The 16117-nt window shown below is 58.5% G+C and carries 1 protein-coding gene; it reads right to left on the reverse strand.

Translation table 11 applies throughout. From position 1 onward, the window contains the following. Positions 1 to 11: 11 nt before the first annotated feature. A complete protein-coding gene (locus tag C4J85_RS00650) occupies positions 12 to 16088 on the reverse strand; it encodes a LapA family giant adhesin (protein WP_124408744.1) in 16077 nt (5358 codons plus the stop codon). Positions 16089 to 16117: the final 29 nt, after the last annotated feature.

Below are 16117 nucleotides of genomic sequence, written 5' to 3' on the forward strand. Positions count from 1 at the left end.
TAAACCCAAGCTTAGGCGGTGTGATCGATCTTGATGGTCGGGTCGGCACCGCTGATCAGCGAGTTGATGTTGGTGTGGGACCAATCATTGCCTTCCAGCTTGATGGTCACATCCGCATTGGCCAGGCCACCGGCGGCGTTGAGCTTGCCTTCGCTGCTCACTTGCAGGGTCGACACGCCTTCTACCGTGGTGATCTTGAGGTAGTTGTCGATGGTGCTGTCCGTCTCGCCCTTCAACAGATCACGCAGGTCAATCCGGTCACCTTCCGACGCCTTGAAGTCCTTGATCACATCGTTGCCGATGTCACCGGATTTCCACACGAAGGTGTCGGCACCCGCACCGCCGATCAGGATGTCGTTGCCCTGACCGCCCATCAACGTGTCGTTGCCGGTACCGCCCAGCAAGATGTCATTGCCCTTGCCGCCGTCCAGCACGTCGTTGCCGCCCTGGCCGAACAGAATGTCATCGCCATTGCCGCCGAGCAGCGTGTCGTTGCCGTCCTTGGCGCCGGACACGTCGAAGTCCGCGTAATGCTCGGTGACGTACTGGTGCACGTTCGAGGTGCTAACCGCCGAGACAGCCACACCGGCTTTCTGCGCCACGAAAGCCTGCAATGCGTTGTAACCCTCGCCGGTCACCCCGCTGAAGCTCACCAGGTCGCCAAAGAGAATGTCATTGCCGTCGCCACCGCTGATGCTGTCCGCACCCGGCAGAGTCGCCTCGGTATGGCCGAGGATGGCGTTGGCCAGGTCTTTCGGATCGATATTGGCCTGTGGCTTGCCATCGCTGTCGTAAGGCTTCAGGTCGCTGAGGCTGATGTCGCTGTTGATGCCGATCGCCTCCACTTGCGACAGCCCGCCCAGCAACGCAAAGGCGCTCTTGGAGTTGGCCGCTGTTGCGGTGTCGGTGCTGTTGCCCCGGCCGTCAAGATTGGACAGCTCAAAGGTGCCGTCGCCCTGAGCGCGGACCGTGCCCAGATTGTTGGCCGTCCACCAGAAGCCGTTCCAGGTTTGCAGTTGAGCGGCACCCGAGGTGTCGATGCTGAAGTAATGGGTGTTATCCAGGTATTTGCCGACCGAGGTGCCGGGTGTGTAGTTGGCCGTCGTCACCACGTCGTCGAACTTGACGTTGCCGTACAGCGTCAGGTTGGTCTGCTCGCCGCTCTGGTAGAACGTCGGCTGGCCGTCGGTGATGAAGTACGTCAGGTTAGTCGCACCGGTGTTTTTGCTCGCCAGGTCGCTCTGGAAGAAGTTGGCGGTGGTCTTGAACACGTCTTCGTAGTTGGTGCCGCCTTCCGACACCATCGAGTCGAGCACCACTTTGAGCTGGGCCAGCGCATTGGGGGCATTGAGGTTGATGGCAATCGACTTGTTCACCTGGCTATCGAAGTCGGCCAGGAAGATATTCACCGTGCCCGATGTGTTGGCGCCCAGGCTGTTTTTCAGCGAGTTGAACACCGTGGTCAATGAAGCCTTCGCCGCGTCGATCGATGCGGTGCTCATGCTGCCGGAACTGTCCACCATGAAGGCAAGGTTGTAGTTCTTGCCCTGCACCACGTTCAGGCCGCCGATGTCGGCCACGACGATGTCGTTGCCGTCGGTGCCGATGATCGAGTCGCTGCCCGACGTGCCGGTTACCGAGTTATACGCCGCCGGGTAGACCGTCACCGGCAATTGCGCGGTGGTGGTCGCCGAGCCGCCGATGCTTTCGGTAGACGTCGAGGTCACGGTCAGGTTGAACTGGCCGCTGTAATAGGTCGGCGGCTTGATGGTCAGGGTGCCCAGGTCCCAGCCGTTGACGTTGACTTCGCCCACGGTTTTCGTCGCCGTGAAGGTGTGTCCCGAAGCGTCGGTAAGCACCGAGCCTGCCGGAATGCCACCGATCTTCACCGCCAAGGTTTCCGAACCATCGGTGTCGGTCAGCGCGGTGGTGATCTTGGACAGTTTGACGCTGCCGTTTTCCAGGCCTTCGTTGAGCTTATAACCCACGTAGTAACCGTCACCGTTGCTGCCATGCAGGTCGGACACGGTCACGCCGGCGTTGGTCAGGTCGGCAATGCCGGTGTACAGCGGGACGTTGCTGGTGCTCAAGTTCTGCGTCGCGCCGCCATTGATCGACAGGTTGACGTCAAAGCTACCGGGGCCCGCCTGGTTGGCCTGATAGATCTCAAGGCTGTAGTAACCGCTGACCGCCGGCGTGAACGTGCCGCTGAACTTGCCGCTGTTGGTGCCCCACAGGCCGCTGGCCACGTCTTTACCGCCGACGTTGATCAGCAGGCTGTCATCGGCGACGCCGCTGAAGGTGTAGTTCTTACCGGCTTCCATATACATCAGGCCGGAGATTTTTCCGCCTGAACCGGGGGTAACGTCGGTGGTGGACTCGACATTGGTCACCACCGCCGTGCTGTTCGGCGTGCCGGCGCCATCGATGGCTTTTTTCAGCACGTCCGGTGCGGCGCCGTTGCCGTTGGTGCCAAGGCCGGGAAGGCTGTTCCAGCTCTGCTTGATCAGGCCGACCGAGTTGACGTTGTTGTCAGCCACACCCAGGGTTGGCGCGTCGGCCACCGGGGTGATATCGACTTTCACCGTGGCGCTGGTGCCCAGGTCCTTGCCGTCGGTGGGCTGGAACTTGAACTGTGCGTAATCGGCCTGCTTATTACCGATGCCCGTGCCGCCATAACCGTCGGTGCCGGACTCGTTGGCGTTTGGCGTAAAGCGTAACTGGCCGCCATCGATCTGGGCTTTGGTAAAGGTCTGGCCGCTGGTCACGTTGGTCCAGGTGGTGCCGTCGGTTGCCAGGTATTGCAGTTTGCCGGCCACCGGCAGGTCGGTGATTTTCACGCCGAGGCTGGCTGATGGCGAGTCCACGTCGCTCACGCCGAAGTTTGCCCAGGTCAAGGCCAGCGCAGTGTCTTCCGTACCGGTCACGGCCCCGCCCGTTGCCACTGGCGCATCGTTGACCGCCACCACGTTGACTGTGGTGGTGGCGACGTTGGAGTAATTGCCGCCGTCGGTCACCGCCACGGTAATGGTGCGCGGCGTGGTGCTTGGGTCGTGGCTGGTGTTGGTGAACGTGATGTTCTGGATACGCTGCATGTAGTCAGCCAGCGTCGCGCTGCCCGACAACGTCAGGGTGATGGTGCCCGTCTGATTGTTGGTGCTGACGCTGATGCCGTTCACGCTGTTGCCCAGGTTCAAGGCATCACCGGCTTGGGCGTTGGTCAGGGTGACCGTTGCGCCCGTCAGCAGGGTGCTGTCCGGATCGGTGATCTTGATATCGGTGTCGGCAATCGACACACCCGGCCCGGCGGTGCCTTCGGTGAAGGAGGTCTTGAAGTCGTTGCCGCTGGCACCGCTGGAGTTGTTGGCGTCCAGGTCGATAACCGGCGGCGCATCGTTGTCGAGGATGTCAGTGCTGACCGTGCCCTTGTCGATCACCAGGTTCTCGAAGTTGCCCCCGGTGGCCTTGTCGATGGTGATGACGATTTTTTCGGTCGGCTCGGTGATTCGGTCGTCAAGTGTGCGGATATCAAACGGCACGCTGCTGGCGCCGGCCGGGATCTTCACGGTGTACACACCATTGAAATCCGAACCATCGGTGGCCGTGCCGCTGTACTTGAGGGTGACGGTCACGTCGGTTTGCGCCGGGTTGCTCAAGGTCAGGGCGTAGTGCGCCGTACCACCTTCGGTCACCGAAGCGTCGCCGCTGATGCTGAGGGTAGTGTTGGTGACCACATCCGTGACTTTGGTGACCACGGTGCTGCCGTCGACCATCAAGTGTTCGTATTTGTCGCCGCCACTGACTACGGCACTGATTTTGGCAGTGACATCATTGGCGCCGACATACGCATCGTTCGGCGCGGTGGCGGTGGTGAAGCTGCTGGACTTGCCGCTGCCGATGGTAATGGTCGAGCCGTTATCCAGCTTCACCACCAGGTCGGAACCGACGTTGGTCACCGCCGCACCATTTTTGTCGACCAGCGACGCGGTGTAGACGATCTGCCCGCCCTCGCTGACCGAACCCGTGGCCTTGAGCACCACGGTTACATCGTCGATGGTGTCGTTGATCGTCGTCGTTGCGCCGTTGTCTGCGACTGCCAGTTTTTCGAAGTTGCCGCCAGTTGCGTCGGTGATCTTGACCGTTTGAGTGCTCTTGTCGATGAACACGTCATCGCTTGGCGCGGGCACAGTTACGGTGCCAACGGTCTCGCCAGCCTTGATCGTGATGCTCGAACCGTTATCCAACTTCAGGGTGACGTCGCTGCCGGCCTTGTTGCTCAAGGTGGCGGTGTAGGTGATCTGGCCACCCTCGTTGACGGCGCTTGGCGCGGTCAGCGTGACGCTGGTGAGGTCGGTGTTGCCTGGGGTATCCGTGACGGTCGTATTAACCGCTGTGGTACCCGGCACCAGGTTTTCGAAATGCTCGCCACCGGTCACGCTTTTGATAGAGGTGGTGACGGTTTGATCGCCTTTGTAAACGTCGTTTGGTGCCACCGTGGTGAGCGTGCCGCTGGATTGGTTTACACCAATGGTGATGGTTTTGCCGTTGTCCAGAGTGACGGTCAGCGGATTGGTAGTGTTGTTCACCAGCGCGCCGTTTTTATCCACAAGGGTAGCGGTGTAGGCGATATTGCCGCCTTCGCCGACGGTAGGAGTGGCGGTCAGAACCACATCGACCTTGTCGATGGTGTCGTTGATCGTGGTGGTTGCGCCATTGCCCGCGACTTCCAGTTTTTCGAAGTTGCCGCCAGTTGCGTCGGTGATCTTGACCGTTTGGGTGCTCTTGTCGATGAACACATCATCGGTCGGAGCAGGTACGGTCACGGTGCCGACGGTATTACCCGCTTTGATGGTGATCGACGAGCCGTTGTCGAGTTTCAGCGTGACGTCACTGCCTGCTTTGTTGGAAAGCGTAGCGGTGTACGTAATCTGTCCACCTTCGTTGACTGCGGTTGGCGCTGTCAGGGTGACGGTAGTGGTATCAGCAGTGCCCGGAGTATCCGTGACGGTCGTGTTAACCGCTGTAGTTCCCGGCACCAGATTTTCGAAATGTTCGCCACCGGTCACGCCTTTGATAGCTGCGGTGACGGTTTGATCGCCTTTGTAAACGTCGTTTGGTGCCACGGTGGTGAGCGTGCCGCTGGATTGGTTTACGCCGATGGTGATGGTTTTACCGTTATCCAGAGTGACAGTCAGCGGATTGGTGATGTTATTCACCAGCGCGCCGTTTTTATCCACAAGGGTAGCGGTGTAGACGATATTGCCGCCTTCGCCGACGGTAGGAGTGGCGGTCAGGACGACGTCAACTTTGTCGATGGTGTCGTTGATGGTGGTGGTTGCGCCGTTGCCTGCGACTTCCAGTTTTTCGAAGTTGCCGCCGGAAGCGTCGGTGATTTTGACGGTCTGAGCGCTCTTATCGATAAACACGTCATCAGTCGGAGCAGGCACGGTCACGGTGCCGACGGTATCGCCAGCCTTGATGATGATGCTCGAACCGTTGTCGAGTTTCAGCGTTACATCAGTACCTGCCTTGTTGCTCAAGGTCGCGGTGTAGGTGATCTGACCACCTTCGTTAACTGCACTTGGCGCAGTCAGGGTGACGGTAGTGGTATCAGCTGTGCCCGGAGTGTCCGTGACAGTAGTGTTAACCGCTGTAGTACCTGGCACCAGGTTTTCAAAATGCTCGCCACCGGTCACGCCTTTGATGGCTGCGGTGACGGTCTGGTCGCCCTTGTACACATCATCTGGCGCAACAACCGAAACACTACCGCTCGTTTGGTTTACACCGATGGTAATGCTCTGCCCGTTATCCAGAGTGACAGTCAGCGGATTGGTGATGTTATTCACCGGCGTGCCGTTCTTATCCACAAGGCTGGCGGTGTAGACGATGTTGCCGCCTTCGCCGACGGTAGGAGTGGCGGTCAGAACCACATCGACCTTGTCGATGGTGTCGTTGATGGTGGTGGTTGCGCCGTTGCCCGCGACTGCAAGCTTCTCGAAGTTGCCACCAGTCGCGTCGGTGATCTTGACGGTCTGGGTGCTTTTGTCGATGAACACATCATCGGTAGGGGCAGGCACAGTTACGGTGCCGACAGTGTCGCCAGCCTTGATTGTAATGCTCGAACCGTTATCCAACTTCAGGGTGACGTCACTGCCGGCCTTGTTGCTCAGGGTCGCGGTGTAGGTGATCTGTCCACCTTCGTTAACTGCACTTGGCGCGGTCAGGGTGACAGTAGTGGTATCAGCAGTGCCCGGAGTATCCGTGACAGTGGTATTCACTGCGGTGGTGCCTGGCACCAGATTTTCGAAATGTTCGCCACCGGTCACGCCTTTGATAGCTGCGTTGACGGTTTGATCGCCTTTGTAGACGTCGTTTGGTGCCACGCTGGTAACCGTGCCGCTGGATTGGTTCACGCCGATGGTGATGGTTTTGCCGTTGTCCAGAGTGACGGTTAGCGGATTGGTGGTGTTGTTCACCAACGCGCCGTTTTTATCCACAAGGGTAGCGGTGTAGACGATATTGCCGCCCTCGCCAACGGTAGGAGTGGCGGTCAGAACTACATCGACCTTGTCGATGGTGTCGTTGATGGTGGTGGTTGCGCCATTGCCTGCGACTTCCAGTTTCTCGAAGTTGCCGCCCGTGGCGTCAGTAATCTTGACCGTTTGAGTGCTCTTGTCGATGAACACATCATCGGTCGGAGCAGGCACAGTCACGGTACCGACGGTGTCGCCCGCTTTAATAGTGATCGAAGAGCCGTTATCCAATTTTAACGTGACGTCGCTGCCTGCTTTATTAGAAAGCGTGGCGGTGTAGGTGATTTGACCACCTTCGTTGACGGCGCTCGGCGCGGTCAGCGTGACGCTGGTGAGGTCGGTGCTGCCCGGGGTATCCGTGACGGTCGTGTTAACCGCTGTGGTACCCGGCACCAGATTTTCAAAGTGCTCGCCACCGGTCACGCCTTTAATGGCGGTGGTGACGGTTTGATCGCCTTTGTAGACGTCGTTCGGTGCCACGCTGGTAACCGTGCCGCTGGATTGGTTCACGCCGATGGTGATGCTTTGGCCGTTATCCAGGGTCACGGTCAGCGGGTTGGTGATGTTAGTCACCGGCGCGCCGTTTTTATCCACAAGGGTAGCGGTGTAGACGATGTTGCCGCCTTCGCCAACGGTAGGAGTGGCGGTCAGAACTACATCGACCTTGTCGATGGTGTCGTTGATGGTGGTGGTTGCGCCGTTGCCTGCAACTTCCAGTTTCTCGAAGTTGCCGCCAGTGGTTTCGGTAATCTGAACCGTCTGAGTGCTCTTGTCGATGAACACGTCATCGGTCGGAGCAGGTACGGTCACGGTGCCGACGGTGTTGCCGGCCTTGATGGTGATGCTCGAACCGTTATCCAACTTCAGGGTGACGTCGCTGCCTGCTTTGTTGGAAAGCGTGGCGGTGTACGTAATCTGGCCACCTTCGTTCACGGCGGTTGGCGCGGTCAGTGTGACGGTAGTGGTGTTGTCAGTGCCCGGTGTATCGGTAACAGTGGTGTTAACCGGCGTGGAACCCGGCACCAGATTTTCAAAGTGCTCGCCACCGGTGACGCCTTTGATTGATGCGGTGACGGTTTGATCGCCTTTGTAGACGTCGTTTGGTGCCACGCTGGTAACCGTGCCGCTGGATTGGTTCACGCCGATGGTGATGGTTTTACCGTTGTCCAGAGTGACAGTCAGCGGATTGGTGATGTTGCTCACCAGCGCGCCGTTTTTATCCACAAGGGTAGCGGTGTAGACGATATTGCCGCCTTCGCCGACGGTAGGAGTGGCGGTCAGGACGACGTCAACTTTGTCGATGGTGTCGTTGATCGTGGTGGTTGCGCCGTTGCCTGCGACTTCCAGTTTTTCGAAGTTGCCGCCAGAAGCGTCGGTGATTTTGACGGTCTGAGCGCTCTTATCGATAAACACGTCATCAGTCGGAGCAGGCACGGTCACGGTGCCGACGGTATCGCCAGCCTTGATGATGATGCTCGAACCGTTGTCGAGTTTCAGCGTTACATCAGTACCTGCCTTGTTGCTCAAGGTCGCGGTGTAGGTGATCTGACCACCTTCGTTAACTGCACTTGGCGCAGTCAGGGTGACGGTAGTGGTATCAGCTGTGCCCGGAGTGTCCGTGACAGTAGTGTTAACCGCTGTAGTACCTGGCACCAGGTTTTCAAAATGCTCGCCACCGGTCACGCCTTTGATGGCTGCGGTGACGGTCTGGTCGCCCTTGTACACATCATCTGGCGCAACAACCGAAACACTACCGCTCGTTTGGTTTACACCGATGGTAATGCTCTGCCCGTTATCCAGAGTGACAGTCAGCGGATTGGTGATGTTATTCACCGGCGTGCCGTTCTTATCCACAAGGCTGGCGGTGTAGACGATGCTGCCGCCTTCGCCAACGGTAGTCGTAGCGGTCAGAACTACATCGATCTTGTCGATGGTGTCGTTAATCGTTGTCGTCGCACCGTTACCCGCAACTTCCAGTTTTTCGAAGTTGCCACCAGTGGTCTCGGTGATCTGAACAGTCTGACTGCTCTTGTCGATGAACACGTCATCGGTCGGTGCGGGTACGGTCACAGTACCGACGGTGTCACCCGCTTTGATGGTGATCGACGAGCCATGATCCAGCTTCAAAGTTACGTCAGTACCGGCCTTGTTGCTCAAGGTCGCGGTATACGTAATCTGACCACCTTCGTTCGCTTCAGCCGGAGCAGTCAGCGTCACTGTGGTGGCGTTGTCAGTGCCTGGGGTGTCAGTAACGGTCGTGTTGACCGGAGCAGTACCAGGCACGAGATTTTCGAAATGCTCGCCACCGGTCACGCCCTTGATAGCGGCCGTGACAGTCTGGTCGCCCTTGTACACGTCATCCGGTGCAACAACCGAAACAGAACCGCTCGATTGGTTTACCCCAATGGTGATGCTCTGGCCGTTATCCAGGGTGACGGTCAGCGGATTGGTGATGTTAGTCACCGGCGCGCCGTTTTTATCCACAAGGCTGGCGGTGTAGACGATGTTGCCGCCTTCGCCAACGGTGGTTGTGGCGGTCAGAACCACGTCGACCTTGTCGATGGTGTCGTTGATTGTGGTGGTTGCACCATTACCTGCAACTTCCAGTTTCTCGAAGTTGCCGCCGGAAGCGTCGGTGATCTTGACGGTCTGGGTGCTCTTATCGATAAACACATCATCGGTCGGAGCAGGCACAGTTACGGTGCCGACAGTGTCGCCAGCCTTAACAGTGATCGACGAGCCGTTATCCAACTTCAGGGTGACGTCACTGCCGGCCTTGTTGCTCAAGGTTGCGGTGTAGGTGATCTGACCACCTTCGTTGACGGCGCTTGGCGCAGTCAGGGTTACGGTGGTGGTGTTATCAGTGCCTGGGGTGTCAGTCACAGCTGTAGTGACTTTATCGGTGCCCGGCACTAGGTTTTCGAAGTGCTCGCCACCGGTCACGCCATTGATAGCGGCGGTGACAGTTTGATCGCCTTTGTAGACGTCATCCGGCGCAACAACCGAAACAGAACCGCTCGATTGATTCACACCAATGGTGATGCTTTGGCCGTTATCCAGGGTGACAGTCAGCGGATTGGTGATGTTGCTCACCGGCGTGCCGTTTTTATCCACAAGGCTGGCGGTGTAGACGATGTTGCCGCCTTCGCCGACGGTGTTTGTGGCGGTCAGGACCACGTCGACCTTGTCGATGGTGTCGTTGACCGTGGTGGTCGCGCCGTTGCCTGCGACTTCCAGTTTTTCGAAGTTGCCGCCGGAAGCGTCGGTGATCTTGACTGTTTGAGTGCTCTTGTCGATGAACACGTCATCGCTCGGTGCTGCCACGGTCACGGTGCCGACGGTGTCGCCAGCCTTAACAATGATTGAGGAGCCGTTATCCAACTTCAGGGTGACGTCACTGCCGGCCTTGTTGCTCAAGGTGGCGGTGTAGGTGATCTGGCCACCTTCATTGACGGCGCTTGGCGCGGTCAGCGTGACAGTCGTGGTGTTATCTGTACCCGGCGTATCGGTTACGGTCGTGTTGACCGGAGCAGTACCTGGTACCAAATTCTCGAAATGCTCGCCACCGGTCACGTCTTTGATAGCCGTAGTAACGGTTTGGTCGCCCTTGTACACATCATCGGGAGCTACAACCGAAACGCTGCCGCTCGATTGGTTTACCCCGATGGTGATCGTCTGGCCGTTATCCAGGGTGACGGTCAGCGGGCTGGTGATGTTGGTTACAGCCGCGCCGTTTTTATCCACAAGGCTGGCGGTATAAACAATGTTGCCGCCCTCGCCAACGGTGGTGGTGGCGGTCAGGACTACATCGACTTTGTCGATGGTGTCGTTGATCGTGGTGCTTGCGCCATCGCCCGCAACTTCCAGTTTTTCGAAGTTGCCGCCAGTGGCGTCACTGATCTTGACGGTCTGAGCGCTCTGATCGATAAACACATCATCGCTTGGCGCAGGGACGGTCACGGTCCCGACGGTATCGCCGGCTTTAATGGTGATGCTCGAACCGTTGTCCAACTTCAGCGTAACGTCACTGCCCGCTTTATTTGAGAGCGTGGCGGTGTAGGTGATTTGACCACCTTCACTAACGGCGCTTGGTGCAGTCAGCGTAACGGTCGTAGTGTTATCGGTACCCGGCGTATCGGTTACGGTCGTGTTGACTGGAGCAGTACCTGGCACCAAATTCTCGAAATGCTCGCCACCGGTCACGTCTTTGATAGCCGTAGTAACGGTTTGGTCGCCTTTGTAGACATCATCCGGCGCAACAACCGAAACAGAACCGCTCGACTGATTCACACCAATGGTGATGTTCTGGCCGTTATCCAAGGTGACGGTCAACGGATTGGTGATGTTGGTTACAGCCGCGCCGTTTTTATCCACAAGGCTGGCGGTATAAACAATATTGCCGCCTTCACCAACGGTGGTGGTGGCGGTCAGGACTACATCGACTTTGTCGATGGTGTCGTTGATCGTGGTGGTTGCACCGTTACCTGCAACTTCCAGTTTTTCGAAATTGCCGCCGGTGGCGTCGGTGATCTTGACCGTTTGGCTGCTCTTGTCGATAAACACGTCATCGGTCGGAGCAGGTACGGTCACAGTGCCAACGGTATCGCCAGCCTTGATGGTGATGCTTGAACCGTTATCGAGTTTCAGCGTGACGTCAGTACCGGCCTTGTTGCTCAAGGTTGCGGTGTAGGTGATCTGACCACCTTCGTTCGCCGCGGCCGGAGCTGTCAGCGTGACCGTCGTGGTGTTGTCAGTGCCTGGAGTATCAGTAACGGTGGTGTTAACCGGCGTAGTGCCAGGCACCAAATTCTCGAAGTGCTCGCCACCAGTGACAGTTTGAATAGCAGTGGTGACGGTCTGGTCGCCCTTGTACACGTCGTCCGGCGCAACAACCGAAACGCTGCCGCTCGACTGATTCACACCAATGGTGATGCTCTGGCCATTATCCAAAGTGACGGTCAGCGGATTGGTAACGTTAGTCACCGGCGCGCCGTTCTTATCCACAAGGCTGGCGGTGTAGACGATGTTGCCGCCTTCGCCGACGGTGTTTGTGGCGGTCAGAACCACGTCGACCTTGTCGATAGTGTCGTTGATTGTCGTCGTCGCACCGTTACCCGCAACTTCCAATTTTTCGAAGTTGCCGCCCGTGGCGTCGGTGATCTTGACCGTTTGGCTGCTCTTGTCGATAAACACGTCATCGATCGGCGCAGGCACAGTTACAGTGCCGACGGTGTCGCCAGCCTTGATGGTGATGCTCGAACCGTTGTCCAACTTCAGCGTAACGTCACTGCCCGCTTTATTAGAAAGCGTAGCGGTGTAGGTGATCTGACCACCTTCGTTCGCCTCGGCCGGAGCTGTCAGCGTGACGGTGGTGGTGTTGTCAGTGCCTGGAGTATCAGTAACGGTGGTGTTTACCGGCGTGGGGCCAGGAACCAGGTTTTCGAAATGCTCACCGCCAGTGACAGTTTGAATAGCGGCGGTGACGGTCTGGTCGCCCTTGTACACGTCATCCGGCGCAACAACCGAAACGCTGCCGCTCGACTGATTCACACCAATGGTGATGCTCTGGCCATTATCCAAAGTGACGGTCAGCGGATTGGTGATGTTAGTCACCGGTGCGCCGTTTTTATCCACAAGGCTGGCGGTGTAAACAATGTTGCCGCCTTCGCCGACGGTGGTCGTGGCGGTCAGAACAACATCGACCTTGTCGATGGTGTCGTTGATTGTCGTCGTCGCACCGTTACCCGCAACTTCCAGCTTTTCGAAGTTGCCGCCAGTGGTCTCGGTTATCCGAACGGTCTGAGTGCTCTTATCGATGAACACGTCATCGCTTGGCGCAGGGACGGTCACGGTGCCGACTGTATCGCCCGCTTTGATCGTGATTGATGAACCGTTATCCAGCTTCAGAGTGACGTCAGTACCGGCCTTGTTGCTCAACGTCGCGGTGTAGGTGATCTGACCACCCTCGCTCGCCTCGGACGGAGCCGCCAACGTCACGGTCGTGGTGTTATCGGTACCCGGCGTATCGGTTACGGTCGTGTTAACCGGAGCAGTACCTGGCACCAAGTTTTCAAAGTGTTCGCCACCGGTCACGTCCTTGATAGCGGCCGTGACGGTTTGGTCGCCCTTGTACACATCATCCGGCGCAACAACCGAAACGCTACCGCTCGACTGATTCACACCGATGGTGATGCTCTGGCCATTATCCAGAGTAACGGTCAGCGGATTGGTGATGTTAGTCACCGGTGCGCCGTTTTTATCCACAAGGCTGGCGGTGTAAACAATGTTGCCGCCTTCGCCAACGGTGGTGGTAGCGGTCAGAACAACGTCGACTTTGTCGATAGTGTCGTTGATCGTAGTGGTCGCACCGCTACCCGCAACTTCCAGCTTCTCGAAGTTGCCACCAGTCGCGTCGGTGATCTTGACCGTTTGAGTGCTTTTATCGATGAACACGTCATCGGTCGGCGCAGGCACCGTCACAGTGCCCACGGTATCGCCAGCCTTGATGGTAATCGACGACCCATTATCCAATTTCAGCGTTACATCAGTGTCCGCCTTATTGGAAAGCGTCGCCGTGTACGTAATCTGCCCACCTTCGCTCGCCGTGATCGGCGCTGTCAGCGTGACGGTCGTGGTGTCGATGGAGTCGGTAATGGTGGTGATCGCAGGCGTCGTACTCGGCACCAGATTTTCAAAGTTGCCGCCGGTTACGCCCGTGATGGTAGTGCTGACAGTCGAACCGTTAACGTAGACATCGTTGGCCGGGGTATCGACCACGACCGTGCCCGTCGATTCACCCGCCTTGATAGTGATCACCGAGCCATTGCTCAAGGTCACGTTCACCGGCGTCTGCGCCAGGTTGGTCAAGGTGGCGGTGTAGGTGATCTGGCCGCCTTCGGTGACGTTCGCGTCGGCTGTTAGCGTAACGGCGGTGGTATCAACCGAATCAGTGATGTTCGTAACGGCAGGCGTTGTGCTCGGTACTAGGCTTTCGAAGTTGCCGCCGGTGGCACTCGTGATAGTAGTGGTGACAGTCGAACCATTAACGTAGACATCGTTGGCTGGGGTATCGACCACAACCGTTCCGGTCGATTCACCCGCCTTGATAGTAATTACCGAGCCATTGCTCAAAGTGACGTTCACCGGCGTTTGCGCCGGATTGGTCAAGGTGGCGGTGTAGGTGATCTGGCCGCCTTCGGTGACGTTCGCGTCGGCTGTTAGCGTAACGGCGGTGGCGTCGACCGAATCAGTGATGGTCGTAACGGCAGGCGTCGTACTCGGCACCAGGTTTTCAAAGTTGCCGCCGGTTGCGCCAGTAATGGTGGTGCTGATGGTGCTGCCGTTGACGTAGACATCGTTGGGCGGCGTATCGACGACTATGCTGCCCACGGACTCGCCGGCCTTGATAGTGATCACCGAGCCATTGCTCAAGGTGACGTTCACCGGCGTTAGCGCCGGATTGGTCAGGGTGGCAGTGTAAGTGATCTGCCCGCCTTCGCTCACAGCCGTGTCGGCTGTCAGGGTGACAGTGGTGGCGTCGATGGAGTCGGTAATGGTGGTAACCGCTGGCGTCGTGCTCGGCACCAGGCTTTCGAAGTTACCGCCGGTTGCGCCAGTAATGGTGGTGCTGATGGTGCTGCCGTTGACGTAGACATCGTTCGCCGGCGTGTCGACGACCACGCTGCCTACCGACTCGCCCGCCTTGATGGTGATCACCGAGCCATTGCTCAAGGTGACGTTCACCGGCGTCTGCGCTGGGTTGGTCAGGGTGGCGGTGTAGGTGATCTGGCCACCTTCGGTCACGTTCGTGTCGGCAGTCAGCGTAACGGCGGTGGCGTCGACCGAGTCATTGATGGTCGTAACGGCAGGCGTTGTGCTCGGTACCAGGTTTTCAAAGTTGCCGCCGCTGGCACCGGTGATCGTGGTGCTGACGGTCGAACCGTTAACGTAGACATCGTTGGCAGGGGTATCGACCACCACGGTGCCCACGGACTCGCCGGCCTTGATAGTGATCACCGAGCCATTGCTCAAGGTGACGTTCACCGGCGTCTGCGCCGGGTTGGTCAGGGTAGCGGTGTAGGTGATCTGGCCGCCTTCGGTCACGCTCGTGTCGGCTGTCAGCGTAACGGCGGTGGCGTCGACCGAATCAGTGATGGTCGTAACGGCAGGCGTTGTGCTCGGTACCAGGTTTTCAAAATTACCGCCGGTGGCACCGGTGATCGTGGTGCTGACGGTTGAACCGTTAACGTAGACATCGTTGGCCGGGGTATCGACCACAACGGTGCCCACGGACTCGCCGGCCTTGATGGTGATCACCGAGCCATTGCTCAGGGTGACGTTCACCGGCGTCTGCGCCGGGTTGGTCAGGGTAGCGGTGTAGGTGATCTGACCGCCTTCGGTCACAGTCGAACCCGCCGTCAGCGTGACGGTGGTGGTATCAACCGAATCGGTAATCGTAGTGACCGCAGGCGTGGTGCTCGGCACCAGGTTTTCAAAGTTGCCGCCGGTTGCGCCGGTAATAGTGGTGCTGACAGTCGACCCATTAACGTAGACGTCGTTGGCCGGAGTATCGACCACGACCGTACCCGTCGACTCGCCGGCTTTGATAGTGATCACCGAGCCATTGCTCAAAGTGACGTTCACCGGCGTCTGCGCCGGGTTGGTCAAGGTCGCGGTGTAAGTGATCTGCCCGCCTTCGGTCACGCTCGAACCGGCCGTCAAGGTCACGGTGGTGGTGTCGAGGGTGTCGGTAATCTGCGTCACGGCCGGGTTAGGGTCGAGGGTCAGCACCAGGTTGTTGCCGCCGGTGGTGCCGGTGACGTTGACGCTGATCTGGCTGGCGTCGATGTACGGGCTGTCGTTAGGTGCCAGGGGCACGTTGACGGTGCCGGTCAGTTGGCCGGACGGGATGGTAATCACCGCGCCGTTGGACAGAGTAATGGTCAAGTCGCTGGTGCCGGGCTGGGTCACTGTGGCGGTGTAGGTCAGCACGCCTCCGGCTTCGGTGATGCTAGGCGTGGCGCTCAGGCTCAGGGTCGCAGGCTGCAGCGCCAGGTTGCCGTTGCCGGTAGAAGCCTGGGCACCCGTAAAGGTGTTCAGGGTTGACGTGCCCTGGCCGATAGGGGCGGTGGGAAAACCGATGGTCGGATCGACACGGCCGGCGGTCGCGTCCAGCACCACAAAGCTGTGGCCCCCGCCTGCGGCGCCATTACCGGCAGCGGTTGCGCCAGCGGCCGTGGCTTCCAGGTCGGTGGTCGGGTCGGCACCGGCGGCGATGGCTTGTTGCAGTTCGGCTACCGACGGCGCGGCCTGTTCGGTGGCGGCGGCCAGGTCGGCAGTGGAGTCCGGCATGTCGGCGCTCCACTGGGTGTCGCGGCCCAGGTCCAGTGTGCGCCCATCAGCCAGTTCCAGGCTCACCGCGCCCGACAGGCCCGTGTCAATCTGGTCGCCCGCGAACAGGCGATCACCCTCAACCAGAACACGGCGCGTTCCTTCCGGAGAAATAACGAACACTTGACCAACAATGCTTTTGACGATGGCAACAACATTGCTCATTAAATATTTCTCCGGCGATCCGTTTCTGA

It is taken from the genome of Pseudomonas sp. R4-34-07, assembly GCF_003852375.1.
Lineage (GTDB): Bacteria > Pseudomonadota > Gammaproteobacteria > Pseudomonadales > Pseudomonadaceae > Aquipseudomonas.

Bases quoted from the DNA above. Each gene is read 5' to 3' on its own strand.
- C4J85_RS00650 (WP_124408744.1), bottom strand. From the start codon at position 16,088: ATGAGCAATGTTGTTGCCATCGTCAAAAGCATTGTTGGTCAAGTGTTC.